23 protein-coding genes and 2 tRNA genes are annotated in these 25,535 nt (G+C 69.3%); 11 read left to right on the forward strand and 14 right to left on the reverse strand.

Going from position 1 to position 25,535, the window contains the following annotated elements; all coding sequences use genetic code 11:
- The first annotated feature begins 91 nt into the window (after positions 1–91).
- The 4 genes from KY661_RS05365 to KY661_RS05380 all read left to right on the forward strand — a co-directional run bounded on the left by KY661_RS05365 (position 92) and on the right by KY661_RS05380 (position 3,512).
- Positions 92–562, forward strand: a complete 471-nt coding sequence (locus tag KY661_RS05365; protein ID WP_225409194.1) for a GNAT family N-acetyltransferase — start codon at positions 92–94, stop codon at positions 560–562.
- A 161-nt stretch (positions 563–723) separates the two neighbouring features.
- On the forward strand, positions 724–1,749 hold the full coding sequence (locus KY661_RS05370) for an aldo/keto reductase (RefSeq protein ID WP_225409195.1): 1,026 nt from the start codon (positions 724–726) through the stop codon (positions 1,747–1,749).
- Positions 1,750–1,767: 18 nt separating this feature from the next.
- Positions 1,768–2,628, forward strand: coding sequence for an aldo/keto reductase (locus KY661_RS05375; protein ID WP_225409478.1), 861 nt, complete (start codon positions 1,768–1,770; stop codon positions 2,626–2,628).
- 56 nt (positions 2,629–2,684) lie between these two features.
- Positions 2,685–3,512 (forward strand): helix-turn-helix transcriptional regulator, encoded by an 828-nt coding sequence (locus tag KY661_RS05380; protein WP_225409196.1) that lies wholly within the window; start codon positions 2,685–2,687, stop codon positions 3,510–3,512.
- Positions 3,513–3,568: 56 nt separating this feature from the next.
- On the opposite strand, the gene KY661_RS05385 is transcribed toward KY661_RS05380, so the two are convergent.
- The 6 genes from KY661_RS05385 to KY661_RS05410 form a co-directional block, all read right to left on the reverse strand.
- Positions 3,569–4,756: a PE-PPE domain-containing protein gene (locus tag KY661_RS05385; protein WP_225409197.1), complete on the reverse strand. Its 1,188-nt coding sequence runs from the start codon at positions 4,754–4,756 to the stop codon at positions 3,569–3,571.
- 96 nt (positions 4,757–4,852) lie between these two features.
- Complete coding sequence (locus KY661_RS05390) at positions 4,853–5,830, reverse strand: hydroxymethylglutaryl-CoA lyase (protein WP_317987215.1); 978 nt, start codon at positions 5,828–5,830, stop codon at positions 4,853–4,855.
- Positions 5,797–6,201 carry a cobalamin B12-binding domain-containing protein gene (locus KY661_RS05395; RefSeq protein WP_075005511.1) on the reverse strand — a complete coding sequence of 135 codons (405 nt, stop codon included), beginning with the start codon at positions 6,199–6,201 and terminating at the stop codon, positions 5,797–5,799. The genes KY661_RS05390 and KY661_RS05395 overlap by 34 nt, the downstream gene beginning before the upstream one ends.
- On the reverse strand, positions 6,194–6,922 hold the full coding sequence (locus tag KY661_RS05400; protein WP_317987225.1) for a class I SAM-dependent methyltransferase: 729 nt from the start codon (positions 6,920–6,922) through the stop codon (positions 6,194–6,196). The genes KY661_RS05395 and KY661_RS05400 overlap by 8 nt, the downstream gene beginning before the upstream one ends.
- A gap of 7 nt (positions 6,923–6,929) precedes the next feature.
- A complete protein-coding gene (locus KY661_RS05405) occupies positions 6,930–8,834 on the reverse strand; it encodes an acyl-CoA mutase large subunit family protein (RefSeq protein ID WP_317987216.1) in 1,905 nt (634 codons plus the stop codon).
- A gap of 56 nt (positions 8,835–8,890) precedes the next feature.
- Positions 8,891–10,084: an aminotransferase class I/II-fold pyridoxal phosphate-dependent enzyme gene (locus KY661_RS05410; RefSeq protein ID WP_225409199.1), complete on the reverse strand. Its 1,194-nt coding sequence runs from the start codon at positions 10,082–10,084 to the stop codon at positions 8,891–8,893.
- Positions 10,085–10,420: 336 nt separating this feature from the next.
- Here KY661_RS05410 and KY661_RS05415 point away from each other — a divergent pair, with 336 nt between their 5' ends.
- The 3 genes from KY661_RS05415 to KY661_RS05425 are packed head-to-tail and all read left to right on the forward strand — an operon-like array spanning position 10,421 to position 14,156.
- Positions 10,421–11,974, forward strand: coding sequence for an aminotransferase class I/II-fold pyridoxal phosphate-dependent enzyme (locus KY661_RS05415; protein WP_225409200.1), 1,554 nt, complete (start codon positions 10,421–10,423; stop codon positions 11,972–11,974).
- Positions 11,975–11,980: 6 nt separating this feature from the next.
- Positions 11,981–13,159, forward strand: coding sequence for an N-acetyltransferase (locus KY661_RS05420; RefSeq protein WP_225409201.1), 1,179 nt, complete (start codon positions 11,981–11,983; stop codon positions 13,157–13,159).
- Positions 13,160–13,169: 10 nt separating this feature from the next.
- On the forward strand, positions 13,170–14,156 hold the full coding sequence (locus KY661_RS05425; RefSeq protein WP_225409202.1) for an NAD-dependent epimerase/dehydratase family protein: 987 nt from the start codon (positions 13,170–13,172) through the stop codon (positions 14,154–14,156).
- Between the two features lie 18 nt (positions 14,157–14,174).
- On the opposite strand, the gene KY661_RS05430 is transcribed toward KY661_RS05425, so the two are convergent.
- Together KY661_RS05430 and KY661_RS05435 are read right to left on the reverse strand one after the other, a co-directional pair.
- Positions 14,175–14,837: an MlaC/ttg2D family ABC transporter substrate-binding protein gene (locus KY661_RS05430; protein ID WP_225409203.1), complete on the reverse strand. Its 663-nt coding sequence runs from the start codon at positions 14,835–14,837 to the stop codon at positions 14,175–14,177.
- Positions 14,838–14,893: 56 nt separating this feature from the next.
- Entirely contained in the window at positions 14,894–16,498 is a 1,605-nt protein-coding gene (locus KY661_RS05435) for a TolC family protein (RefSeq protein WP_225409204.1), read from the reverse strand.
- Between the two features lie 219 nt (positions 16,499–16,717).
- Here KY661_RS05435 and KY661_RS05440 point away from each other — a divergent pair, with 219 nt between their 5' ends.
- Positions 16,718–17,638, forward strand: a complete 921-nt coding sequence (locus KY661_RS05440) for a class I fructose-bisphosphate aldolase (RefSeq protein WP_225409205.1) — start codon at positions 16,718–16,720, stop codon at positions 17,636–17,638.
- A gap of 150 nt (positions 17,639–17,788) precedes the next feature.
- On the opposite strand, the gene KY661_RS05445 is transcribed toward KY661_RS05440, so the two are convergent.
- The 5 genes from KY661_RS05445 to KY661_RS05465 form a co-directional block, all read right to left on the reverse strand.
- Positions 17,789–17,861: transfer RNA gene (locus tag KY661_RS05445), tRNA-Ala, on the reverse strand.
- A gap of 55 nt (positions 17,862–17,916) precedes the next feature.
- Positions 17,917–18,312 carry a hypothetical protein gene (locus KY661_RS05450; protein WP_225409206.1) on the reverse strand — a complete coding sequence of 132 codons (396 nt, stop codon included), beginning with the start codon at positions 18,310–18,312 and terminating at the stop codon, positions 17,917–17,919.
- Positions 18,313–18,369: 57 nt separating this feature from the next.
- Positions 18,370–19,740: an RsmB/NOP family class I SAM-dependent RNA methyltransferase gene (locus KY661_RS05455; RefSeq protein ID WP_225409207.1), complete on the reverse strand. Its 1,371-nt coding sequence runs from the start codon at positions 19,738–19,740 to the stop codon at positions 18,370–18,372.
- A 22-nt stretch (positions 19,741–19,762) separates the two neighbouring features.
- Positions 19,763–20,431 carry a response regulator gene (locus KY661_RS05460; RefSeq protein ID WP_225409208.1) on the reverse strand — a complete coding sequence of 223 codons (669 nt, stop codon included), beginning with the start codon at positions 20,429–20,431 and terminating at the stop codon, positions 19,763–19,765.
- A gap of 90 nt (positions 20,432–20,521) precedes the next feature.
- A tRNA-Leu gene (locus tag KY661_RS05465) sits at positions 20,522–20,607 on the reverse strand.
- Between the two features lie 96 nt (positions 20,608–20,703).
- Here KY661_RS05465 and KY661_RS05470 point away from each other — a divergent pair.
- The 3 genes from KY661_RS05470 to KY661_RS05480 all read left to right on the forward strand — a co-directional run bounded on the left by KY661_RS05470 (position 20,704) and on the right by KY661_RS05480 (position 24,587).
- On the forward strand, positions 20,704–21,447 hold the full coding sequence (locus tag KY661_RS05470; RefSeq protein ID WP_225409209.1) for a tetratricopeptide repeat protein: 744 nt from the start codon (positions 20,704–20,706) through the stop codon (positions 21,445–21,447).
- A 394-nt stretch (positions 21,448–21,841) separates the two neighbouring features.
- Complete coding sequence (locus KY661_RS05475) at positions 21,842–22,807, forward strand: diguanylate cyclase (RefSeq protein WP_075005522.1); 966 nt, start codon at positions 21,842–21,844, stop codon at positions 22,805–22,807.
- Between the two features lie 49 nt (positions 22,808–22,856).
- Complete coding sequence (locus tag KY661_RS05480) at positions 22,857–24,587, forward strand: response regulator (RefSeq protein WP_225409210.1); 1,731 nt, start codon at positions 22,857–22,859, stop codon at positions 24,585–24,587.
- A 12-nt stretch (positions 24,588–24,599) separates the two neighbouring features.
- Here KY661_RS05480 and miaA read toward each other — a convergent pair whose 3' ends face one another.
- Positions 24,600–25,493 carry a tRNA (adenosine(37)-N6)-dimethylallyltransferase MiaA gene (miaA, locus tag KY661_RS05485; RefSeq protein ID WP_225409211.1) on the reverse strand — a complete coding sequence of 298 codons (894 nt, stop codon included), beginning with the start codon at positions 25,491–25,493 and terminating at the stop codon, positions 24,600–24,602.
- Between the last annotated feature and the right edge of the window lie 42 nt (positions 25,494–25,535).

The raw sequence follows: 25,535 nt of genomic DNA on the forward strand, positions 1-25,535 counted from the left end.
CCCAAGGCCCCGAGTCCTCCATCACGATAGGCAATGTGCAGCCGCGAAAGGGGAAAAGTTATTTCCTCCAGCCTCCTAAGGCTGAGCAATCATGTTGAGTTTGACGTTTCGAAAGGCCACGCTCGACGATCTGCCCGCGATTGTGTCGCTGCTGGCGGACGACATGCTCGGAGCGGGACGCGAAACCGTGGCCACTCCGCTTCCGGAGAAGTATCTCAGAGCGTTCGAAGCCATCGACAGGGACGAGAATCAGTTCCTTCTTGTCGTGGAAGACCAGGTCAGCATTGTCGGCACCTTGCAGTTGACCTTCATCCCGGGCCTCTCCAGAGGAGGCGCGTGGCGAGGACAGATCGAGGCGGTTCGCGTGGCATCCGCCCGAAGGGGCGAGAATATCGGTGAAGCCATGTTCACCTGGGCACTCGAACAGTGCCGCAGCCGCGGCTGCGCTCTGGTTCAACTGACGACCGACAAATCCCGTCCAGATGCGCACCGTTTCTACGAGCGCCTCGGCTTCGCGGCAACACATGTGGGCTACAAGTTGAACCTCTCACCGAGCGTTTAGAGCGCCTAACACAACCGATTGGCACATGAGGCGCTCTAAGCCTGGTGGTGGCAGTCCCAGGATAAAGTCTCCCTCTGGCAACCCTTCACGCCGCTCGTATCATGAGCGCCGTGAGCAGGCTGGCCGGGGCGTCCGGTGGCCTGCGTTAGGGAGAATTTCGCATGCGTTATAGACTGTTCGGCCGCACTGGCCTTTACGTCTCGGAACTCTGTTTCGGAGCGATGACATTCGGCGGGAAGGGCTTCTACGAGCCCATTGGTAAGACGGCCCAGGCCGAGGCCAACGAACTCGTGTCAATCTCGCTCGAGAGCGGCATCAATTTCTTCGACACCGCTGACGTCTACTCCGAGGGCGAGTCCGAGAAGATCCTCGGCAAGGCCCTCGGCGCGCGCCGCAAAGACGTCGTGCTCGCCACGAAGGTGCGCGGCAAGGCCGGCACTGGTCCGAACCAGCAGGGCCTCTCCCGCGCTCACATCATGAGCTCCATCGAGGGTAGCCTGAAGCGCCTCGGGACCGACTGGGTCGATCTCTACCAGATTCACGGCTTCGACCCGGTGACCCCCTTCGACGAGACACTGCGCGCCCTCGACGACGTTGTCCGTTCTGGCAAGGTGCGTTACGTCGGCTGCTCGAATCTCGCAGCATGGCAGCTCGCCAAGGCCAACGGCATCGCGGCGCGCCATGGTTGGGCTCGCTTCGAGTCATTGCAAGCCCACTACACGATCGCCACCCGCGATCTCGAACGCGAACTCGTGCCTCTAGTGAACGACGCGCAGATGGGGCTCATGGTATGGAGCCCGCTCTCCGGGGGCCTGCTGTCCGGAAAGCATGGCCGTGACGGCAAAGGCCCTGATGGCTCGCGCCGAGCCAGCTTCGACTTCCCGCCCGTCAACAAGGACCGCGCCTTCGACTGCATCGACGCGATGCGGAAGATTGGCGACGCCAAGGGCGCGAGCGTCGCATGCGTCGCGCTTGCGTGGCTGCTCGCAAAGCCCCACGTCTCTGCGATCATTGTCGGCGCGAAGAACGAGGAGCAGCTCAGGGACAACCTGAAGGCGAGCGACTTCGTGCTCGACCCCGCCGAGATCGCCGAGCTCGACAAGGTGAGCGCACTGCCCGCCGAATACCCGGGCTGGATGATCGAGTTCCTAGACAACCTAGGCAGAGCGCCGAAGAACGCTCGCTAACGTCAAGGGAGGATTATGATTCAAAAGCGCAAGCTTGGACGGGGACTGGAAGTATCGGCTCTCGGCCTCGGCTGTATGGGCATGAGCTTCTTCTACGGTCCGCCCAAGGACACCGCGGAAATGACGAAGCTGCTGCGCGCGGCGGTTGACCGCGGCGTAACGTTCTTCGACACCGCAGAAGTCTACGGACCTTTTCTCAACGAGGAGTTGGTCGGTGCGGCACTTGCGCCAATGCGCGACCAGGTGGTGATCGCCACCAAGTTCGGCATCAAGCACGGCGAGAACGGGCCGAGCCCGCTGTCGGGGGTTGACAGCCGGCCCGAGCAGATACGTCGAGTGACGGACGCATCTCTGAAGCGTCTGCGGACCGACAGAATCGACCTGCTCTACCAGCATCGTGTCGACCCAGAGGTGCCCATCGAGGACGTAGCCGGCACCGTGAAGGACCTCATCGCCGAAGGGAAGGTCAAGCACTTTGGCCTATCGGAGGCCGGCGCGGCGACGATCCGCCGCGCGCACGCCGTGCATCCCGTGACGGCGTTGCAGAGCGAATACTCGCTCTGGATGCGAGAGCATGAGGCCGAAATCATTCCGGCTCTAGAAGAGCTGGGCATCGGGCTGGTGCCCTACAGCCCCCTCGGGAAAGGCTTTCTGACCGGCAAGATGGACGCCAGCACGCCGTTGGCCGGCGACGACCTCCGCCGGCTACTGCCGCGCTTCTCCCAGGATACGAAGTTGCACCGGTTGGAAGAGAACTTGGGCGCGCTCGACGTCGAGCTGACGCAGGGCGACTTGCAGCGCATCGAGGAGGCCTCAGCTAAAATTCGTATTCAGGGCGCGCGCGTGCCCGAACGGCTCCAGGCTCAGCTTGGACGATAACCCTCTCAGGGTCGCGAGCGACCGTGACGTTATTTCGCCGTGCTAGACTGCGGCCCGTGACCGCCGCGTCCCTGTCGTCTCCGCGCTCCGAGCTGGGGCACTTTCTCCGGACCCGCCGGGCGCGGCTGCGGCCGTCCGATGTGGGGCTGCCCGAGGGCGCGCGGCGGCGCACGCCGGGGCTGCGGCGCGAGGAGGTCGCGCAGCTCGCCGACGTGGGGGTGAGCTGGTACACGTGGCTCGAGCAGGGGCGCGACATCCAAGTTTCGGAGGCGCTGCTCGAGCGACTTTCGAGCGCGCTGCGCCTGGATGCGGCGGAACGTTCGTACCTGTTCGAGCTTGCCCAAGGCCGCTCGCCCCGTCCGGTTGCCGCAACGCCGCCGATCGTGAGCCCCCTGCTCGCGCACACGATCGAGGCGCATCGTCATCCGGCGACTGTCTCGACCATGCGCTGGGACGTCGTCGCAATGAACGGGCCCGCGCTGAAGCTTTGGGGTGATCAGCGTGGCACGAATGCCCTGCGGAACATCTTCCTCGGCAAGGTACCGCCGCTCGCCACGGTGGAGCGCGAGGCACACGCACGAAACCTCGTTGCGCGCTTTCGCTCGGAAGCCGCGCGCGCGAGTGCTCATGAGCAGTTCCAGGAGATTGCGGACGAGCTGAGGGCGAGGAGCCCCGAGTTCCGCCGGCTCTGGACGCAGCATGACTTGTATGCCGAGCCCGAGGGCACGAAGATCGTCGACATCCCCGGAACCGGCCGCATCGAGCTCGCGCACGTGACGCTGATGCACATCGAGCCGGACGCACGCACTCTTCGAGTCCTCTTCTATTCTCCCGTCGGCCCCGAGAGCGCGCAGCGAATGGCGCGTGCTCTCGCAGAACGTTGAAAGCACGAGGGACGTGCTGCGGATAAGGCCCGTGACCCAGGGGCACGGCGCCCGGCCTACTGCGTCTGGATGTGCCGGAAGTAGGTGTCGAGCCCGTGGTTGCTGGGCCAGCCCTGGGCCGGGTCATCGAAGGTGTGAATCTGCGCGCCCGGAGCGTTGAAGCCCGCCCCACCCCCATTGATGAGCCACGCCAACGGGGAGGAGCCCGTGACCAGATTGGTGACGGTGTCCGGGACGCCGTTGGGCTCGTGCACGCCGAGCCAGTTGGGGACCGGATCCTGCTGGTTCACGTAGAAGTTGTACTGCGGACCCGCCGGGAAGTTCTTGCCCGCGCCCGCGATGCCCACCACGTTGACGTTGCTCAGGATCTGCTCGCGCGCCTCGCGGTTCCCGTTCCCGAACACGGGCAGGTTGCTCGTCCAGCCCCCCTGGGAATCGATGATCCGCTGGTCCACCCGGTTGAGGGCATGCGAGACGATGGCGCCGCCCTGGCTGTAGCCCACCACGTTCACCTTCCGCCCGGCCTCGAGGTCCGCGGAGATGGCGTTGGCCAGCGTGTTCACGGCCTTGTTGTCACCCCAGTTGATGCGGTCCTGCCCCGTCTGGAGGACGTCGTTGTTCTGGCCCTCGGTGGCGTTGTAGATGGGCACCACGTTGGTGCCCGTGTGGTTCGCGAGATCCTGCGCCGCGGAGATCGCCCCCGCCGGAGGGGTGTTGATGCCGTTGGTGAAGTACGTGGTGGGCGTCGGGCTCGCGACGGGATTCGAGGGCTCGAAGGGCGGCACCTGCGTCACGTCGAACTTCTCGGGCGGATACGCGTAGCCGTCCGCGCCAACGTACATGCCGTCATACGTGCTGGCAGGCGCGGCGGAATCAATCCTCAACGCACCGGCCGCGGTCTTCTGCGCCTCGGTCATCGTGTTGCCCCTCACCTCCACGGTGCCCGTGTTGCTGGGAATGGGGGGCTCCGTGGCGGTCGTGCCCGCCTGGGCGGCGGCGCGCAGGTTGGCCCCCGCGGCGGCGACGTTCGGGGACACCCCGTTGGCCGGGGCCACATCGAAGCCGCTCTGGCCGGACCACCCCTGGACAGGGGTGGACGTGCGGACGGCATCGGGAGGCTGGGGGGCGGGCGTGGAGGACGCCGAAGGCGTGGCCGTCGAAGCGGGCTTGCTCTCGGAGACACTGGGCCTGCTGCTCGAAGCGCCGCTGCTGGAACCGCCACCACCGACCTTGTCGACACCCATGTGCAATCTCCAGCGCGCGGAACTCCTTGGCGCCTCTGCACAGGGTTATCGGGCCTGCCTCGGCCGGGGTTGCTTCCAGCTTCTCAAACTCCGGAACTACGTCCGGGCCCGGCGCGACGCCTTCTTCTCGCGCTCGCCCAGCGCCGCCTGGAGGAACTTGCCCGCCAGCTTGCGGCCAATCAGCTCCTGCGCCAGCTCACCTGCCTCCACGAGCCGGTCCAGGTTGATGCCCGTCTCCACGCCCATGCCCTGGAACATGAAGACCGCATCCTCCGAGGCCAGGTTGCCCGCCGCTCCGGGCGCATAGGGGCACCCGCCCAGCCCGCCGATGCTGGCGTCGAACGTGGTAATCCCCGCCGACAGCCCCACCAGCGCGTTCGCCAGCGCCGTGCCCCGCGTGTCGTGCAGGTGCAGCGCCAGCTTCTCCAGCGGGATGTACTTCAAGAGCGCCGAGAGGATCTCCTCCGTCTGGCGCGGTGTCCCCACGCCAATCGTGTCCCCCAGGCTCAGCTGGTAGAGCCCCATGTCCACGAGCCGGCGGCAGATGTCCACCACCCGCTCCACGGGCACCTCGCCCTCGTACGGGCAGCCCCACACCGTGGACAGGTAGCCGCGCACGCGCATGCCCATCTGGGCCGCCGCCGTGGCCACCTCGCGCGAGGCCTCCAGCGCCTCGGCGATGCTCTTGTTGATGTTCTTCTTGGAGTGGGCCTCGGACGCCGAGATGAAGACGGCCGCCTCCTGCAGGCCCGCCTCCCGCGCGCGCTGAAGCCCCTTCAGGTTCGGCACCAGGGCCGAGAACACCACGCCTGGCTTGCGGCCGACCAGGCGCAGCAGCTCCTCCGCGTCCGAGAGCTGGGGAATCCACTTCGGGGAGACGAACGACGTCACCTCGATGCGCTTCTCGCCCGCGGCGACCAGCGCCTCCACCAGGCGCGCCTTGTCCCGGGTGGGCAGCGTGCGCAGCTCGTTCTGCAAGCCGTCCCGCGGGCCGACCTCGTACACGTCGACCCGCTTGGGGAGGCCCCCAAGCCAGCCGCCTATACGCGCTCTGGGATGTTCGTTCGAATCCACTGGACGATGTCCTGCGTCGAGCTTCCGGGGGTGAAGATCTCCGTCACTCCCAAACCCTTCAGCTTAGGTATGTCGTCGTCCGGGATGATGCCGCCACCAAAAACGCGGATGTCCTCGGCCTTGCTCGTCTTGAGCAAGTCGATGACGGCGGGAAAGAGCGTCATGTGCGCGCCGGACATGATGGACATGCCGATCGCGTCGACGTCTTCCTGGATGGCGGCGTTGACGATCATCTCGGGCGTCTGATGCAGCCCCGTGTAGATGACCTCCATGCCCGCGTCGCGCAAGGCCCGGGCGATGATCTTCGCCCCCCGGTCGTGCCCATCCAGGCCCGGTTTGGCCACCAGAATTCGTAGCTTCCTCTCAGCCATGTCGCAGCTCTGCTCCCATGATGAGGTCCGTGGAGGCGGATGTCAGCGGCTCGCCCTCCAGCCCGCCATGCACCCACTTCGTCGAGAGGCCTGTCGATTCCAACAGTTGGATCAATTCCGCAAGCGGATAGTACCGGATGGCATATGTCCCTGAAAGGACTCGGCCCTCCGGGGTGATGAGCCGCCGCTGCCCGTGGTCCCTGCCCGTGGCGGGCTCGAAGCGGCTCTCCTCCTCCAACCGGCTGCCATCCGGCAGTTGCCTCTGGAATGACGCACTGGGCTGTTCCAGGAGCCGCTCGTAGGGCACCGTCTGAAACACCAATAACGCACCCGGACGAAGGCACCGCGTCACCTCCCGGAGGATGATGCGATGTTCTGCCTCCGAGAAGGCGAACAGCGTCGAGTACCAGGCATAGGCCCCCGCCAGGGAGGCATCCGGGAAAGGAAGGGCCCGCAAGTCCCCCTCCAGTGCCGGGAAGCCGGGGAGCCGGTGCGCCAGCGAGTAGGCGTCGCGCTCCAGCCCCACCACCCGGCCCGCCAGCACGCCCGCGGTGTTGAGCGGGGCGGCATGGCGCCCATGGCCGCACCCCAGGTCCACCACGGGCCCCGCGGGCGGCAGGCCCGCGAAGCAGCGCTCCAGGTAGGCCACCTCCCGCGCCGTCACCTCCGGCGCGAGAAACGGCAGCGTGCTGCGCACGTACAGCTCGCCGAAGAAGCTCACGGGCGCGCTAGAACGCGCCACCCTCGCGGTAGGCGCCCCACACGTTGCGGAACACGTCGCAGACCTCTCCGAGCGTGGCGTACGCCTTCACCGCCTCGAGCACCGGCGGCATGAGGTTGTCCGAGCCGCGCGCCGCGGCCTCCACCTTGCCCAGCGCCACCCGCACCGCCTCGTTGTCGCGCTCGGCCTTCACCTGCGCCAGGCGCGCCTTCTGCTCCTGCTCCACCTTGTCGGCGATGTGCAGCAGCGAAATGGGCGTGGCCTTGTCCGACTTGAACGCGTTGACGCCGACGATGAGCCGGTCGCCCTGCTCCACCTCGCGCTGGAAGCGGTAGGCGCTCTCGCCGATCTCCTTCTGCGGGTACTGCTCCTCCACCGCGCGGATGATGCCGCCCATCTCGTCGATGCGGCGGATGTACTCCATCGCCCGCTTCTCCATCTCGTCGGTGAGGTACTCCACGTAGTAGCTGCCCGCGAGCGGATCCACCACCCGGTCCACGCCGGACTCGTGCGCGATGAGCTGCTGGGTGCGCAGCGCGATCGTCGCCGTCTCCTCGGTGGGCAGCGCGTACGTCTCGTCCAGCGAGTTGGTGTGCAGGGACTGCGTGCCGCCGAGCACCGCGGCCATGGCCTGGAGCGCGGTGCGCACCACGTTGTTGTAGGGCTGCTGCGCGGTGAGCGACACGCCGGCCGTCTGCGCGTGCGTCTTGAGCTGCCAGGAGCGCGGGTTCTTCGCCCCGAAGCGGTAGCGCATGACGTTCGCCCAGATGCGGCGCGCGGCGCGGAACTTGGCGATCTCCTCGAAGAAGTCGTTGTGCACGTCCCAGAAGAAGGAGAGCTGGGGGGCGAAGGCGTCCACGTCCAGCCCGCGCTTCACGCACTCCTCCACGTAGCCGATGCCGTCGGCGAGCGTGAAGGCCAGCTCCTGCACCGCCGTCGCCCCGGCCTCGCGGATGTGGTAGCCGCTGATCGACACCGGGTACCACTTGGGCATGTGCTTCGTGCAGAACTCGATCATGTCCGTGACGATGCGCACGGCCGGCCGCGGAGCGACGATCCACTCCTTCTGCGCGATGTACTCCTTGAGCATGTCGTTCTGGATGGTGCCACCCAGCTTCGACATCGGAATGCCCTGCTTCTCGGCCACCGCGATGTACATGCACAGCGCCACGATGGCGCTGGCGTTGATGGTCATCGAGGTGGTGACTTTGTCGAGCTGAATCCCATCGAAGAGGACCTCGAAGTCCTTCAGCGAGGAGACGGCCACGCCCTCCTTGCCCACCTCGCCGCGGCTCATCGGGTGGTCGGCGTCGTAGCCCATCAGCGCGGGCATGTCGAAGGCGGTGGACAGGCCCGTCATGCCCTGGCCGATGAGGAACTTGAAGCGCTGGTTGGTGTCCGAGGGCGTCCCGAAGCCGGCGAACATGCGCATGGTCCACAGGCGCCCCCGGTACATGGTGGGCTGGGGGCCGCGCGTGAAGGGGAACTGCCCCGGCAGACCAATGCGCTCGGCCTGCTCGTCCTTGCGGTCCAGCAGCGACATGACGTCCGGAATGGGGATGCCCGAGTCCGTGGTGAACGCCTTGCGCCGCAGGGGCATCTTGCCCGTCACCTGGGCGAGCTCCTCCGTGGCCCACTTCTGCGTGGCCTTCGCCGCGGCCTTCACCGCCCCGGCGTCATAGGAGCGCGCCGCGGCCGGGGCCTTCTTGCGGGGCGCCACCTTCTTCACGGCCTTCACGGCGGCCTTCACGGCCTTGGCCGCCACCTTGCGCGCGCCCTTGGCGAGCTTCGCCGGGCGGGAGGCGGAAGGCCGCTTCGGCGCGGGCTTCTTCGAGGACTTGGACGAAGACTTGGACGAAGACTTCGAGGAGACGGAGCGAGCGACGGTTTTGGACGGGATTCGCGCAGGCATGCCCGGCGGTGTAGCACCCGCATCCAGTGGGTCGCAAGCCAACCTCGGGCGCTCTGTCAGCGAGGCTTCGAGAGCCCCTCACGCAGCCGGCGCGCCGCTTCCTGGAGTACCCCGTGTGTCTTGCAAAACGCGAAGCGCGCGAAGCCCTGTCCCAGGTGCCGGTGCTCCGCGGAATAAAAGACACTCGGAGGAATGGCGGCCACGCCGCCCTGCGTCACCAGGTGGCGGCAGAAGGCGACATCGTCCGGGAAGCCCTGCTTCGAGATGTCCGCGAGGATGAAGTAGCTGCCCTCGGGCGCCTGCGCCTCGAGCCCCGCCTCGCGCAGGCCGCTCAGCAGCAGCTCCCGCCGCACCCGGTAGTCCGCCTCCAGCGTCTGGAAGTAGGCGTCCGGCATCCGCAGCGCCACCGCGGTGGCCGCCTGGAACGGCGAGGCGGTGGCGAACGTGACGAACTGGTGTGCGCGCTGCACCGCGTCACGCAGTGGCGGCGGGGCGATGATCCAGCCGATCTTCCACCCGGTGAGGCTGAACGTCTTGCCCATGCTGCTCACGGTGACGGTGCGGTCCGCCAGCACCGGCACGGTGGAGGGGCGCACGTGCCGCGCGGGGGCGAACACGATGTGCTCGTACACCTCATCGGAGAGCACCGTCACCCCATGCCGCTCGCACAGGGCGCCGATGCGCTCTAGCTCCTCGCGGGTGAACACCTTGCCGGTGGGGTTGTGCGGGGTGTTGAGGATGATCAGCCGCGTCCGGGGGCCGAAGGCCGCCTCCAGCTCCGCCCCATCGAACCACCACGTGGCGTGGTGCGCATCCGGGGGCCGCAGCGGCACGAAGCGCGGCGTGGCCCCCACGAACGCGAGGTTCGCGACATAGGAATCGTAGAAGGGCTCGAAGACGATCACCTCGTCGCCCGGATCCACCAGCCCCAGGATGGCATCCAGCAGGGCCTCGGTGGCCCCGCTCGTGACGGTGACCATGGTGTCCGGATCCACCTGCTGGCCATAGAAGCGCGCCGCATGCTCGGCGATGGCCACCCGCAGCTCCCGCGCCCCCATGCTCGGGGCGTACTGGTTGGTGCCGTCGCGGATGGCACGCCACGCGGCCTCCTTCACCTCGTCCGGCCCATCGAAGTCCGGGAACCCCTGCCCCAGGTTCACCGCGCCGTGGCGCGCGGCCAGGGCGCTGAACTCCGAGAACACCGTGGTGCCCAAACCCGAGACACGGCCGGCGAGGTGCGAGCGGCTCATCGAGGACTCCCGGACGGCCGGAAGAGGAGGGAAACAAGCGCCCGGCACGTCGTCCGCACACCATAGCGTCCTGCCGACCGCGACACCCGTGTCAGATGACCTGGGCCGGGTGCCGCTAAGTGCCTGATTCGCAACAAACCACCCTGGGACCGCGGCCTTGTCCTGGAAAGTTGGTGCCTTGACAGTCCTGGCATCCCTCTTTATTCACGGCTCCGCGTCGCCCCGAGGAGGTCGCACGCAGCACCCCTCCCAAGGTGCAGCCATCTGGAACGCGCCCCACCGCAATCGCCCCTCCAGATCACCCCCGGATCCCCCGACGCAGACAGAAGGACCACCATGAGTGACGTCTTCGACAAGTGCCGCAGTTGGAAGGACTACCGCATCGCGAAGGCCACGGGCCTCTACCCCTACTTCCGCTCCATCGAGGCCTCGCACGGAGCCACCGAGGTGGAGATCGAAGGGCGCCGCGTCATCATGGTGGGTTCGAACAACTACCTGGGCTTGTCGGCGGACCCTCGGGTGAAGGAAGCGGCCATCCGCGCGGTGGAGAAGTTCGGCACCACGTGCTCGGGCTCCCGTCTGCTCAACGGCACCCTGGCACTGCACGAGGAGCTGGAGGCCCGGCTGGCCAAGTTCCTCAACCGCGAGTCCGCGCTCGTCATCTCCACCGGCTTCCAGACGAACCTGGCCCTGTCGGCCATCCTGGGCCGGCACGACATCGTCTTCAGCGACCGGCAGAACCACGCCTCGCTGGTGGACGGCATCCGGCTGGGCTTCGCCACCGAGCGCAAGTACCGCCACAATGATCTGGAGCACCTGGAGCAGCTGCTGGCCGCGGCCGAGCCGAACGCCGGGAAGATCATCGTCACCGACGGCGTGTTCTCCATGGAAGGGGACCTCTGCAACCTGCCCCGCCTGGTGGAGCTGGCCAAGCGCTACAACGCGCGGCTGATGACGGACGATGCGCACTCCATGGGCGTGCTGGGAGCCCACGGGCGCGGCGTGTCCGAGTACTTCGGGCTGGAGGCGGAGACGGACCTGGTGATGGGCACGTTCTCCAAGAGCTTCGCCTCGCTGGGCGGCGTGCTCGCGGGCCCCTTCGAGGTCATCAACTACATGCGCCACAAGGCGCGCCCGGTCATCTTCTCGGCGTCCATGACGCCCGCCTCCGTGGCCGCGGCGCTCAAGGCGCTGGAGATCATCGAGGCGGAGCCGGAGCGCCGCGCGCGCCTGCTGGACATCGCGGAGAAGATGCACAACGGCTTCCGCGCCATGGGCTTCGACACGGGCGTGTCCGTCACCCCGGTGGTGCCGGTGCACATCGGGGATCAGGTGAAGTGCTTCCGCTTCTGGAAGGCGCTGCACGAGGCGGGCGTGTTCGCCAACCCCGTCATCCCCCCGGCGGTGGAGGCGGGCCACGCGCTCATCCGCACCAGCTACATGGCCACGCACACGGACGCGCAGCTCGACCAGGTGCTCGACACCTTCGAGAAGATCGGCCGGCGCCTGAACGTCATCCCCGAGACGCGGCCCACGGTGTACGAGCCGGTGCAGATCGCCCGGCCCGGCTCGGGCGTGCGCGCCAACAAGGCCTCGGAGAAGTGGGCGGCGGGCTCCGCGGGCCAGCTGGTGAACCCCAACGGCTTCTCGCTGGATCAGCTCTCGCGCATGTCCTCGCGCGAGGTGGCCGGCAAGCTCTTCGACGCGGTGGAGCACCTGACGTGGCGCGCCGCCAACTTCCAGCCGGAGGACCTGCGCAAGCTGAGCGGGGCCTCGCGGCGGCTGTGGAAGAAGCGCGGCGAGCTGCCCGGGCTGCTGCTGGAGAAGAGCGCGCACTTCTTCATGAAGAACGGGCACGACCACAACGGCGCCCCGGTGGAAAGGAACTAGGCGCCCATGGCCCTGTCCGCCGAAGCGGCCGCCGCCCCTGCCCTGCCCCCCGTACCCGCCGGCGTGACGGTGAGCCCCGTGCAGGGCAGCGCGGACAAGACGGCCTTCATCCGCCTGCCCTACTCCCTCTACCAGGGGGATGCGAACTGGGTTCCCCCGCTGGAGATGGAGCGGCGGGACTTCCTGGATCCGCGCAAGAACCCCTTCCTCGAGTTCGGCGAGGTGGTGCTGTTCCTCGCCCGGCGCGGCAAGGACGTGGTGGGCCGCATCGCGGCGGTGAAGGACCCGCGCTTCAACGAGTTCCAGGGCACCAACTACGGGTTCTTCGGCCTGTTCGAGTGCGTGAATGACGCCGGGGTGGCCCGGGCCCTGTTCGACGCCGCCTCGCAGTGGCTCAAGGCCCAGGGCTTCACCTCGGTGCTCGGGCCGATGAACTTCTCCGGCAACCAGGAGCTGGGGCTGCTGGTGGACGGCTTCGGCACGCCGCCGGCGGTGATGACGACGTACAACCCGCCGTACTACGCGCAGCTCCTCGAGGCCTGCGGGTTCACCAAGGCGAAGGATCTCTGGTCCTTCGAGCTGTCCTCCTCGGCCGAGCCGCCCGAGAAGGTGGTGCGCATCGCGGAGAAGATCCGCCAGCGCGAGGGCATCACCGTCCGGCACGTGGACATGAAGCGCCTCGCCGAGGAGACCGCCCTCCTCAAGGGCATCTACAACTCGGCGTGGGAGAAGAACTGGGGCTTCGTGCCCATGACGGAGCACGAGTTCGATCACCTGGTCCGGGAGATGAAGCAGATCGTCCGGCCGGAGCTGGTGCTCATCGCCGAGGTGAAGGGCGAGCCCGTCGCCTTCTCCATCACCCTGCCGGATGCCAACGAGGCCATCAAGGCCGCCCAGGGCAGGCTCACCACCTTCGGGCTGCCCGTGGGGCTGGTGAAGATGCTGCTGGCGGCGCGGAAGATCCGCCGGCTGCGGCTCATCACCCTGGGCATCAAAGAGGGGTACCGCCGCCGCGGCATCGACGCCATCATGTACCTGGACACGCTGCGCACGGCCCGCAGGCTCGGCTACGAAGGTGGGGAAATCTCCTGGACGCTCGAGGACAATCACCTGGTGAACCGGGCGATCGAGTCCATGGGAGGCCAGCGCTCCAAGACCCACCGCATCTACCAGCGTCCGCTCTGAAAGGCCCGCAGTGCACTTTCTCCTCACGGGTGGTACCGGGTTCATCGGCCAGCGGCTCGCCCGCCGCATCATCGAGCGGGGCGACACGCTCACCGTGCTCGTGCGCCGCACCTCCAAGCGCGGCCCGCTGGAGGCCCTGGGCGTGCGCTTCGCCGACGGCGACCTGCTCACCGGCCAAGGGCTCACCGAGGCGGTGAAAGGCGTGGACTGCGTGCTCCACCTGGCGGGCGTCACCAAGGCCCGCAGCGAGGAGGGCTACATCCAGGGCAACACCGAGGGCACCCGGCGGCTGGCGCGCGCCATGGCGGAAGTGCCCCAGCCTCCCCGGCTCGTCTTCTGCTCGTCCCTGGCGGCGGCGGGCCCCTCCGTGCCGGGGCAGCCCCGGCGCGAGGAGGAGACCCCTGCCCCCGTGTCCCGCTACGGCCGCAGCAAGCTGGGCGGCGAGGAGGCGGTGCGCGAGTTCTGCGACAAGGTGCCCTCCGTCATCGTCCGCCCGCCCATCGTCTACGGGCCCGGGGACCAGGAGTTCCTGCCCGCCCTGCTGCCCATGGCGCGGCTGGGGCTGGTGCTCAAGAGCGGCCTGGGGCCGAAGCACTACTCGCTCATCCACGTGGATGATCTCTGCACGGCGCTGCTCGCTGCGGCCGAGCGCGGCCAGACGATGCGCAAGGACGCGCCCGAGGTGGGCGTGTACATGGTGTCGGACGGCACCGAGTACCGGTGGGAGGACTTCTGCGCGACGCTGGCGGAGGCCCTGGGCCGCACGCCGCCCCTGGTGCTGTCCGTGCCCGAGGCCATCAGCTACGTGGTGGGGCTGGGCTCGGAGCTGGCCGCGCGGGTGCGGGGCACGGTGCCCATGCTCAGCCGCGACAAGGTCCGCGAGATGCGGTGCGCGGCGTGGACCTGCTCTCCGGACCGGGCGGCGAAGGAGCTGGGCTTCACGCCCGCCATTCCACTCGCCCAGGGACTGCAGACCGTTCTGGGCGCCTCGAAGTAAGGGACGCCCAGGGGAACGCTACGGCTTCTGGACCTTGGCCGCGGGCACCGGCTGGGTGGTGCTGGTGGCCTGGGCCTTGGCGCCCACGCCCCCGGCGGAGGGGGCCGCCGTGCTGGCCGACGACTTCTCCAGCTGCGCCCGCTTGGCCTTCAGGGTGGAGAGCAGGCCGTCGAAGCCCTTGTCGGCGAGCAGCTTGCGGAACTGGCCGCGGTAGGTCTCCACCAGGGACACCTCATCGGTGATGACATCGTAGATGCGCCACGTGCCGCCCTTGCCGGCCACCTTGTAGAGCTTGTAGTCGACCGGGATCTGGTCGGCCTTCGCCGTGAGGGTGGTGTCCACGGTGGCTTCGTTGCCCTGGATGGCCTCCTTGCCGTACTTCACGTCCGCCTGGGCCTGACCGATGGCCTTCTGGGCGTAGGAGGCGCGCAGCAGGCCCTTCATGGTCTCCGTGAAGTCCTTGCGCTGGGCGGCGGTAAGCGTGTCCCAGTTCTTGCCGAGGGCGCGCTTGGAGAGCTCCTCGAAGTCGACGAACTTCTCGACGACAGTAGCCAGTTGCTCGACGGTGGCCCCGGGCGCCGAGGCGGCCTTCTGAACGTCCGCGTTGCCGGACTTGACGACATCCAGCGGTCCGGCGGGCGCGGCGGCGAGCAGCGAGGCGGTAAGCAGGGCAGCAATCATCGTTTTGGGCTCCGGAAGTAGGTCGTGCCGGTGTGAGGACAGGTTGAGGCGGGAGGTTATTCACCCTCCGCCGGGGGTGCGGCCGTGACACGCTCCAAAGCCGCGATTCCCAGGCGGACGTCAAACCAGCTCTTCGCCTTGTCGGCCGATCCCTGAGCAAGCGCGGTGAAAGCGTCCACCAGTTCACGGGTGTCGCCCGTGCCGAGATCAAACGCGGCATAGGCGGCGGTGGCCCAGCGCCGCGCGTTCTTCTCCGCCTCGGTGGCGGCCTGGGCGCGCTTCAGGGCGGCCGTCAGTTCCCCGTGCGTCTTCGTCACCTCCAGGCGCAAGGCGGCCTGGAGCAGCCGCTGCTGGGCCTTGAGCTTGTCCAGCTCGGCCCGGGCCTGATCCAACTGCGCCTTCTTCACGGGGATGTCGAAGGTGCCCCGCATGGCGAAGCCGACGCCCGCGGTGCGATCGTTGTAGGGATCGTACGAGAAGGGCGAGCGCTGCACCGTGGTGTTGGTGGTGTAGGCGAACTTGGCGAAGCCCACGAGCCCCAGGTCCGGGTAGAAGCTGCGCTCGCGGATGAAGACTTCCTGTTCGCGCGCGGTGACGCCCGCCTGGATCGCCACCAGCTCCGGGCGGCGCTGCTCGGCCTGGGCGATCGCCTCCTCCAGCGAGGGCGGCGTGAACGCCTCCTTCATCGGAAGATCCACCTCGGCGATCTTCAGCGGCTCGCCGGGCTTGCCGCCCGCCAGCAGCCGGATGGCCTCCAGCGCGAGCGCCTGGCCCTGCACCGCCTCGGTGCGGCGGGCCACGACGATCTGCCGGAAGAAGTTCACCTTGTAGGTGTCCAGCTTGGAGACCTGCTCGGACTCCTCCTCCAGCAGGGCCTCGATGCGCTTGGCCGCGTCGTCCAGGCGCTTCTCGGTCTCGCCGAGCTGGGCCAGGCCCGAGCGCGCGAGCTGGTAGCCATAGAAGGCCTGCGCCGCCTGGAGCCCCGCCTCGGCCCGGGCCCGCTCCCGGAGCGCCCGGCCGATGATGGGGCCTTGATCTCCCGCCTTCTCCAGCGCCGACAGCTTGCCGAAGGTGTACAGCGGCAACAGGGCGTTGACCTCCGCGCGGAACGTCACGCCCAGCGTGCCGAAGTTGAGGTCTCCCTCCAGCGTGGCCTCCGTGGTGGGCGGGCCGCCCAGGCCGTCGTTGTGCGCCTCGGGCACGGGGCCCCCGAAGCCCACCACCGTCTCGAACTTCGGAAACCAGGCCCAGTGCGCCTGCCGCTGCAGGGCCTCCAGCCGCCGCAGCTCCGCCTCGGCCTCCTCCACCCGGGCGTCCTGCTGGCGCGCCTTCGCCACCAGCACCGTCAGCGTGAGGGGCCTGTCCTGGGGCAGCGGCGCTTCCGCGCCCGCGGGCACTCCCGGCAGCCGCGTGCCCGGGGAGGTAGGCCCCGGGGAGCTCCCCTGCTCCCCCACTTCCGGGGCCCGGGCGGGCACGTCCACCAGGGGCGTCGCGGGGCCTGGGGCAGCGGGCCCGCTGGGCTGCCCGGGAACGGGCGCGGACGTTCCAGGAACGGGAGCCGAAGCGCCCGAGGTGCCGGCAGGTGCCCCTTGCGCCTTCGCCGCCCCCGCGGAGAGCGCCAGTCCGATTCCCACGAGATGTGCCAGAGCTGTCTGTTTCACCGGGTCGCCTCGTTCGCGAGTCCGGCGGGTGCCAGAAATCGCGGCGGCGCAGCATCTATCTTCACAAGGGCGCCGTCACCGCTTCTTTCGCGGGCCCTTGCGCCTTCGTTTTTTTTGAGAGATCTCCATGGCGCCTTGGGTTACGGGGAAGCACAATCCGCGCCGTTTTTTCACGGGCCGTGGTCCCCAGGGGGCCCCAGCCTGCTATCGAGGAGCCACATGGCCTACACCGATCGCGTGAAGCAGATCCTCTCGTGGTACCCGTCCGACAACCCGGGCACCCTCACCAACCTGGCCCGCCTGCTGAACACCGGCGCGCTGGCCGGCACCGGCAAGCTGGTCATCCTCCCGGTGGATCAGGGCTTCGAGCACGGCCCGGCGCGCTCCTTCGGACCGAACGTGGCCGGGTATGATCCCGACTACCACGCCCAGCTGGCCATCGAGACGGGCTGCAGCGCGTACGCCGCGCCGCTCGGCTTCCTGGAGGCCGTCGCCGGCAAGCTCGCCGGTGAAATTCCCCTCATCCTCAAGGTGAACAACTCGGACACCCTGGCCAAGGTGCCCAACCCCATCTCCGCGGTCACCTCCTCCGTGAAGGACGCCGTGCGGCTGGGCTGCGCCGCGGTGGGCTACACCATCTACCCGGGCTCCGGGGCGCGCAACGAGCAGTACCAGGACCTGCGCGACATCATCGCCGAGGCCAAGTCCTACGGCCTGCCCACCGTGCTCTGGGCCTACGCGCGCGGCGCCATCTCCAAGGAGGGCGAGACGGGCATTGACGTGATTGCCTACGCGGCGCACATCAGCGCCCAGCTCGGCGCCCACATCATCAAGGTGAAGCCCCCCACGGACTTCATCGAGCAGCCCGAGGCCAAGAAGGCCTTCGAGAAGGCGGGCATCCCCACCAAGACGCTGGCCGACCGCGTGCGCGAGGTGGTGCGCTCGTCCTTCAACGGCAAGCGCATCGTCATCTTCTCGGGCGGCGAGTCCAAGAGCACCCCGGAGCTGCTCGAGGACATCAAGCAGATCCACCAGGGTGGCGGCTTCGGCTCCATCATGGGCCGCAACGCCTTCCAGCGTCCGCATGACGAGTCCATCAAGCTGCTCAAGGACGTGATGGGCATCTTCTCCGGCAAGTAAGCCCGGCCCCCAGCCCCTGCCTCACCGCGCGGCCGGTGCTCCCTTCGGGGGGCCCGGCCGTTCTTCGTTGTCTGTCGTCCGTTGCCGCGTGCGCGAGCGGCCGGAAAAGAAAAAGCCCCCCGAGGATTTCTCCTCGGAGGGCTTCTTGTGTGGAGCTAACCGGGATCGAACCGGTGACCTCTTGAATGCCATTCAAGCGCTCTCCCAGCTGAGCTATAGCCCCTTGAGTCCCTGCTGCCGCTGCCCTGGGGGGCCGCGACGTCGAAAGCGGCGCACTTCTACTTCCGTTTCGGCTTGGACGCCAGAGAAGTTTGCGGCCTCGTGTCGTTTTTTCCCTTCAACCGCGCGGCGGCCGCCTCCCCTTCCTGGAGAATGTCGGTGATCTCCTGGGCGTGAACCTGGGCGCGCTGCTCGGCTGCCTGCACGGCCTTCACGGCCGGTGCGAGCGAGGGGGGCAGCTCCAGCTTGCCCTTCTGGACCTGGCGCCACACGGCCTCGCCCAGCTCGCGCAGCACCTTGTCCTTCTCCATCTGGAGGAAGTTGCCCTGGGAGTTGAGCCGCGCCAGCTCCGAGGTGCGGGTGACTTCCTCGCGCAGGTGGGTGAGCTGCTCCTGCGCCTGGCGGAAGGCTTCCTGGATCTGCTTCATCAACTCCGGCTGCTTCGCATCCGCCAAGACGTGTCACCTCGGGAAGGACAGGTGAACGTGCGTAGCGTGGGCCCTTGGGGACTGTCAACCCTGGGACTTGCGCAGCCGCGCGGCGAAGAAGCCGCCCCCGGGCACCCGGGGGGGGATGGGCCGCAGGAACGGGCCGTCGCACAGCGCCTCGGCCCGCCCGGCGCCCAGCACCGGCGCCACCGGCTCCAGGGTGAAGCCCGGCGCCTTGGCCAGGAAGCCCTTCACCACCTCGTCGTTCTCCTCGGGCAGCAGCGAGCACGTGGCGTAGACGATGAGGGCGCCGGGCCGCGCCTCCCGCCCCACCTCCTCCAGGAGGGTGAGCTGGGTGGCCTGGAACTCGGCGATGGCCTTGGCGGTGAGCTTCCACTTCTGATCCGGCTCGCGCCCCAGCGAGCCCGTGCCGCTACACGGCGCGTCCACCAGGAGCACGTCCACCTCGCTCAGCGGCAGCGGGTGGGGAAAGGCCACGTTGCGCACGGACAGCTCCCGCACCCGCTCCCGGGCCTGCGCCAGCCGCCGCCGCGAGCGGTCCCCGGCCAGCACCCGGCCCGTGGTGCCCACCATGTCCGCCAGCGCCAGCGTCTTGCCCCCCGCCCCCGCGCACACGTCCGCCACGGTGAGCCCCGCCAGCGAGCCTCCCGGCGGCCGGCACACCTCGGCGATGAGCTGGCTGCCCACGTCCTGGACCTGGAGGCGCCCCGTCTTCATCGTCCGCGTCTCGAAGACGCGGTGGCTGCTGTCCACGATGCGCACCGCGTCCGGAGCCAGCGCCACCGCCTCGGCCGCCACCCCCTCCTCCTTCAGCTGCGCGAGCACCTCGTCCCGCGTCCCGGAGGGGCGCACCCGGAAGTGCAGCGCCGGCTCCTCGTCGAGCGCGGCGAGCAGCCCCTCCAGCACGGGCTCCGGGTGCAGGGCGGCCAGCCGCTCCACCAGCCAGTTGGGGAACGAGTAGCGCACCGCGAGCCGCTCCGGGCCGGACTCCGGCAGCGGCAGCTCCGGCAGGGGCGTCTCCACCACCCGCGAGAGCAGATCATCTTTAATGGTGCGGGGCCGCACCGGGCCGGGCAGCCGCACCTCGGGCCCGATGCGCGCCCACCCCTCGCCACAGAAGAGGCGGCGCCAGAGCGCGTACCGGACCAGGGCCTGATCCTCGGTGAGGCCAATCTTGCTGGGCGGGTGGCCCAGCGTCCGGGCCGCCAGGTCCAACAGGCGCTGGTGGCGCGAGAGCTCCCGCACGGCCAGCGCGGCGAAGCGGCGCTCCTGGCCGCCCAGCCCTTCGGCCTCCCGCAGCGCGTTGGCGAGGGAGGCCTTGAGGGGCTCCCCACGCAGCACGGCGACGTGCGCCTCGATGGCGGCCGTGGCCGCGCGGCGAGAGGGGCGGCCCAGCAGGGCCGGGTCCAACGGTGGGGGCCAAGAGAGGCTCACGGGACGACCGGCTCCAGCGCCCTTACCGGGAGAGCGCCAACGAGACCGCCAGGCACCCGGCCCCCGTGCGCACCTCGCGGGGGCCCCTGGCGGACAGGAAGAAGTAAGAAGGGGCCGGCTGACGCTCGCCGCCCAGCTCGATGTCCCCCTCGAGCACGAGGACGCCCTCCCCCCCGGCCCGGGGTGTCCATGTGTGGCAAGCCCCCGCGGCCAGGCGGAGCCAAGCAGGCCCCTCGGGCCCTTGCGCGGAGGGCGCGGGCGACACCTGGACGCCCGAGGCCAGCTCGGCCCAGGCCTGCCCGTCCGGTGGCCGCGGGGCCAGACGCTCCGCCTCGGTGCGCAGCGCGAGGAAGCGCTCCACCAGCACCAGGATGTCCTCCAGCTGAAAGGGCTTGGTCAGCATCGCGTCCGCCTGGAAGGGGAGCAGCAGCTTCGTCATCTCCTCGGCGGTCGCCGCGCTGACGATGGCCACCGGCTGCAGCCGCTGCTGGGCGGCCTCCACGATGGTGCGGCCGCCTTGCGCGTTGCCCGCGATGCGCAGATCCGTCAGCACCAGCTCGAAGCGCTCCTCCTGAAGGGCCTCCAGGGCGGGGGCGATCTGGCCCACCATGCGCACCTCGGCCAGCTCGGAGAGCAGCTCGCCCATCCCCTCGCGCAGGCTCGGGTCGTCTTCGACCAGCAGCACCTTCATGGGAGCACCTCTCGCCCGGAGCGCCGAAGGCTCGTCATCCCAGGCTCCGCCCTGCTGGCTGCATGACACATGTGGCCGGATGAAGGTGAATGGCCCTCCCCGGACTCGAACCGGGACGCGGGGTCAGCCGCAGCGGATTTTGAGTCCGCCTCGTCTACCAATTTCGACAGAGGGCCTCGTCGACGCCAATGGCGGCAGACGTATACCTCGGCCCGCGTTCTCATGCATCCGGAGATTGCGGTGCCCCAGGCAAATGGCTAGAGGGACCGCACATGTACAACATCCTTATCTCCCTGGGCGTTGGCATTGCCATCGCACTGGGCGTCAAATTGGCTGGGTTTCCCCTCTGGGCCGGTCTCGTTCCGGGCATCCTGGCCTTCGGGGCCACCTTCATCCTGCTGGCCCGCCGGGTTGCCCAGCGCATCCAGGCGCTCATGGAGACTGTTCAAAAGGAGTTCCAGGGCCAGCCCACCTCCCAGAAGGAGGCCCTGGGGCGCGTGGAGCGGGCCGTGAAGACCCTGGAGCAGGGGCTCGTCTACGAGAAGTGGCAGATCATGGTCGGCCCGGAGCTGCACGCGCAGATCGGCATGCTCAAGTACATGGCCAAGGACCATGAGGGCGCCCGGACGCACCTGGCCCGGGGCAGCTCGCGCAACTACATGGCCAAGGCCATGGAGGGCGCCCTGCACTACCAGCGCAAGGACTACCCCGCCATGGAGGCCGCCTTCGAGGCCGCGGTGAAGGCCGGCAAGAAGGAGTCCCTCATGTGGGCCGCCTACGCCTGGTGCCTGGTGCAGCTCAAGGAGAAGGACAAGGCCCTGCGCGTGCTCGCCCGCGGCGTGGAGACCAACCCCTCCGACGAGAAGCTCAAGTCCAGCCTCGCCCAGCTCCAGAACGACAAGCGGCTCAAGATGAAGCCCTACGAGCCCACCTGGTGGCAGTTCGGCCTGGAAACGCCCCCCGTTCAGCCCATGGGCGGCGGCGGACGCCGGGTTCAGTTCACTACCCGACGTTAGTAGTGGACCCCAGGTGGTGATCCGTTGGCCCCAACACGGGAATTCCTACCGGATCACGGGTTGCCACGCAGGAACCCTTTCCAGCCGGGGTAAGACTCCGGGGTGTAGCGGGTCGCGCAACTCCCCGAAATGACTCCAACCCCAGGGATTTCTCCAGGGGCACGCAGCTTGCTCTATCCCTCTGTCATCGAGCCACCGGCCTGCACGGGCCGGAAGCAAAGTGACAGACGGGCTTGGCAGCCGGAGGTTTGGGGTGAAGGTTGCGGAGGTCGACGGGTGCGGGTGGCACGGGGTGGCGGCGGGAGCGTGTGGGGTGATGGAGTCTTCCCCAGGGTGTAGCGCTCGGGATCTTCGGCCTGCCATTTCAAGGCAGGCGTGCGCAGCGGAGCGTTGAATGGAACGGCGCGGCCGGGGCAGTGAGCAGCCGCTGGTCCTCATCATCGAGGACGATGCGGGTGTGCAGGAGAGCCTCTCGGATCTGCTGTTGTCGCGATTCGAGGTGCTGACCGCCAGCGATGCGGACGTGGGCATGGAGCTGGCGCGAGAGCACCGCCCGGACCTCATCCTGCTGGACCGGTTCCTGCCCAGCGGGGATGGGCTGTCGGTCCTGGAGACCCTTCAGGGCGACGTGCGCACCGACTGTGTGCCCGTCATCTTCCTCACGGGGGATGCGGACGAGGCCACCCTGGAGCGCTGCCTGGAGATGGGAGCCGTGGACTTCATTCACAAGCCGGCGAGCGCCCGCGAGCTGATGGCGCGCATCGACCGCGCGCTGCGCCAGAGCGAGCAACAGCACCGGCTCCGGGTGCTGGCCCAGACCGACGGGCTCACCGGCCTGGCCAACTTCCGCTCGCTCACGCTGCGCCTGGAGGAGGAGTTCCGGCGCGCGCTGCGCTACCAGTACCCGCTGTCCGTGGTCGTCATCGACCTGGATCACCTCAAGGCCATCAATGACGGGATGGGCCACGATGTGGGCAACCGGGCCATCCTGGCGCTCTCCACCCACCTGAAGAACAACCTGCGCGAGTCGGACTTCGCGGCGCGCTTCGGCGGCGACGAGTTCGTCGCGCTCCTGCCCCACCAGACGGCGGCCGAGGCCGCGGCGTTCGCCGAGCGCATCCGGGCAGGGCTTCGCAACGTGGTGGTCCAGCGCAGCGACGGCCGGCCGGCCCCCTTCGGGCTGAGCGTGAGTGTGGGCATCGCGGACCACTCCCCCGAGGCACCGCGCGAGAACACCGACGCGCTGATGAAGGCGGCGGACGCGGCACTGTATGTGGCCAAGCGCGAGGGCCGGGACCGGGTGGTGGTGCACAGCACCGCCGCCGAGGTCCACCCTCCCCCGGTGGCCCAGCGGCACTGAAGCAGTTCACGCGGGCGGCGGTGGGGCCCCAGGGCGAGCGAGGGCGCGGATGAGCGGAGACAGGCTGGTCAGCGGTTCGAGGGTGGCGGTCGTGGGAGGAGGGATCGCTGGCGCGGGCCTGGCCGCCTCGCTCATGTTCAATGGCCGGGCACGGGGCGTCTCGCTGGAGGTGCGCGTGTACGCGCAGGGCGAGCCGGACAGCGTGCCCCCGCCCGTGGTGCTGACCCCCGAGTGCCGCTCCCGCCTGGCCGCGCTGGGCTGCCGCGTGCCCCTGGACTGGCGCGTGCACGAGCTCCGGGGCGTGGAGGTGATTTCCGACGGCCGCCGCGAGCTGCTCCCCGCTCCGGCCGGAGGCCTGTGGGTGGTGGACAACTGGCCCCATGGGCCGGGTGGCATGAGCGTGGTGCGCGAGGCGCTCACCACCGCCGCGACAGCGCAAGGCGCCCGCTTCATCTCCCGCCGCGTCGACCGGGTGGAGCACCAGCCGCCCTCGCCGGATGCCCCCACCCCGGTGCGCAACAGTGGCCCCCTGGTGGTGCGCGCGCAGGGCAGCGGCGAGCGCTTCCACGCGGTGGCGCTTGCCACCGGCACGGGCTCCGCGCTTGCGGAGAACTTCTTCCCCGGGTTCCAGCCCGCGCCCACCGTCGCCGCGGTCCACGCCCGGGTGCGCCAGAGCGCCTCCCGGCTGAGCCTTGCCCCGCTGGCGCGGCTCTGGCTCTCGCCCCTGCCCACCATTGATGGGCTGTTCCTGCTGCCCAGCGCCCACTCGGTGTATGTGCTCGCGTTCGGCCCGCTGGTGACCCCGGCGGACCTGTGCCAGGCGTTGATGATGGCCGCGCGCGATGGGCTCCTGGAGGAGGGCTTCGAACTCTCCGCCCTGGAAACGACGCGCCTGCCCTTCGGGCCCGGCCGCACGCTGGTGGCCCCCGGGCAGCTCGCCGTGGGCCCGGCCGCCGTGGGGCACCCGCTGCAGATCGGCCTGTCCGAGACGCTGGCGACGTGCAGCCGCGCCGCCGTGGGCCTGCTGGATGGTGGGCTCACCCCCGCCGCGCTGGAGCGCCGGTACGTCCGCAACGGGCTTTCGGAGATGATGGAGGATGCGGCGGCGGGCGCCCGCTCCGTGGCCTGGCTGCGGCGGGCCGGACGCCGGGCACCCGAGGCCTTCCTGGCCGCCCGCAAGCGCGGGGCCGTGGGCGGCGTCTACAGTGGGGGCGTGCTCGGCCTGGCGGCCCCCACCCCGCTGGCCCTGCTGGCCTCGGCACGCTGGGCGGGCCTGCGCGAGGTGGTGGGCTCGTGGCTGCGCACCACGGTGGAGCCGGTGCCCACGGCCATGCCCTCGCTGGAGCCGGACCTCTATTACGTGGTGGATGACGATCCGGACGCCCGCGAGGCGATGACGCAGCTCCTGGAGTCCACGGGCGCCACGGTGGTGGCCTTCGCGGACGAGCTGGCGCTGTTCTGCGCGGTGGCGCGTCGGCCTCCCACGGCCATCCTGCTGGATGTGGTGCTGCACTGGGTGGACGGCCTGCGGCTGTGCGAGGGGCTCAAGAAACACCCGCTCACCCGGAACACGCGCGTCATCGTCATGAGCGGCCTGGACCGCCCCCACGTGCGCCAGGGCGCGCTCGACGCGGGCGCGGAGACCTTCCTGCCCAAGCCCGTGGAGCCCCGGCAGCTCATGCAGGCGCTCCTGGGCGAGACCCTGGACGCGCCCCGCCCGGCGCTTCGCCCGGCGGACGTGTCCGCGGCGCTCGAGCCGGACCGCTACGCCGCCTCCTGAGCACGCGGCGGCTCAGCGCTCCCAGGCCGTCACATCATACGGAGGGGACACGTGCACCGCGCCGGGTTCCTTCCGGAACCACGTGAGCTGCCGCTTGGCATACCGGCGCGTCTCCTGGGCGGTGTCCTGGAGGGCCTCCTCGCGGCTCATCCGCCCCTCGGCCACGGCGCGCGCCTGCACGTAGCCCACGCTGCGCATGGGCGCCGCGTCCGCGTACCCCCGGGCCAGCAGCGCCTGGGTCTCCTCAATGAGCCCCCGGGCGAACATGGCCTCGGTGCGCGCGTGGATGGCGCGGTAGAGCGCCTCGCGCGGCGGCTCCAGGACGAAGAGCCGGAAGGGGTACCGGTCCTGCGTGAAGGCGTGCTCCCGGCGCCAGACGGAGGCGGGCACGCCCGTGCGGGAGTGGATCTCCAGCGCGCGGATGATCCGGACGAGATCATTCACGGGCAGCTTCGCGGCCGTCTCCGGGTCCACCTCGGCGAGCCTCCGGTGAACGGCCTCCCGGCCCTCCGCGGCGGCCAGCGCCTCCAGGGTGGCCCGGAGCGCGGGGTCCGCCCCGGGCGCCTCCACCACCCCGTGGAGGAGGACGCGCAGGTAGAGGCCCGTGCCGCCCACGACGAACACCGGCCGGCCCCGGGAGGCAATCTCCGCGATGGCCACGTCCGCCAGCCGCTGGTACTCCGCCGCCGAGAATGTCTCCTGGGGCTCCACCACCGAGAGCAGGTGGTGCGGCACGGCGGCCAGCTCCTCCGGGGAGGGCTTGGCCGTGCCAATGTCGAAGTGGCGGTACACCTGCTGCGAGTCCGCGCTGACGATTTCGCCGCCCGCGCGCCGGGCCAGCTCCACGGCCAGCGCCGTCTTGCCCGAGGCGGTGGGCCCCGCGATCACGGTGAGCAGCGGCTTCACGGGACAGGTGGCTCCACGGCAAAGGCACCTACCACCGCGCCC

Source organism: Allostigmatella hybrida (assembly GCF_020103775.1).
Classification (GTDB): Bacteria; Myxococcota; Myxococcia; order Myxococcales; family Myxococcaceae; genus Hyalangium; species Hyalangium aurantiaca.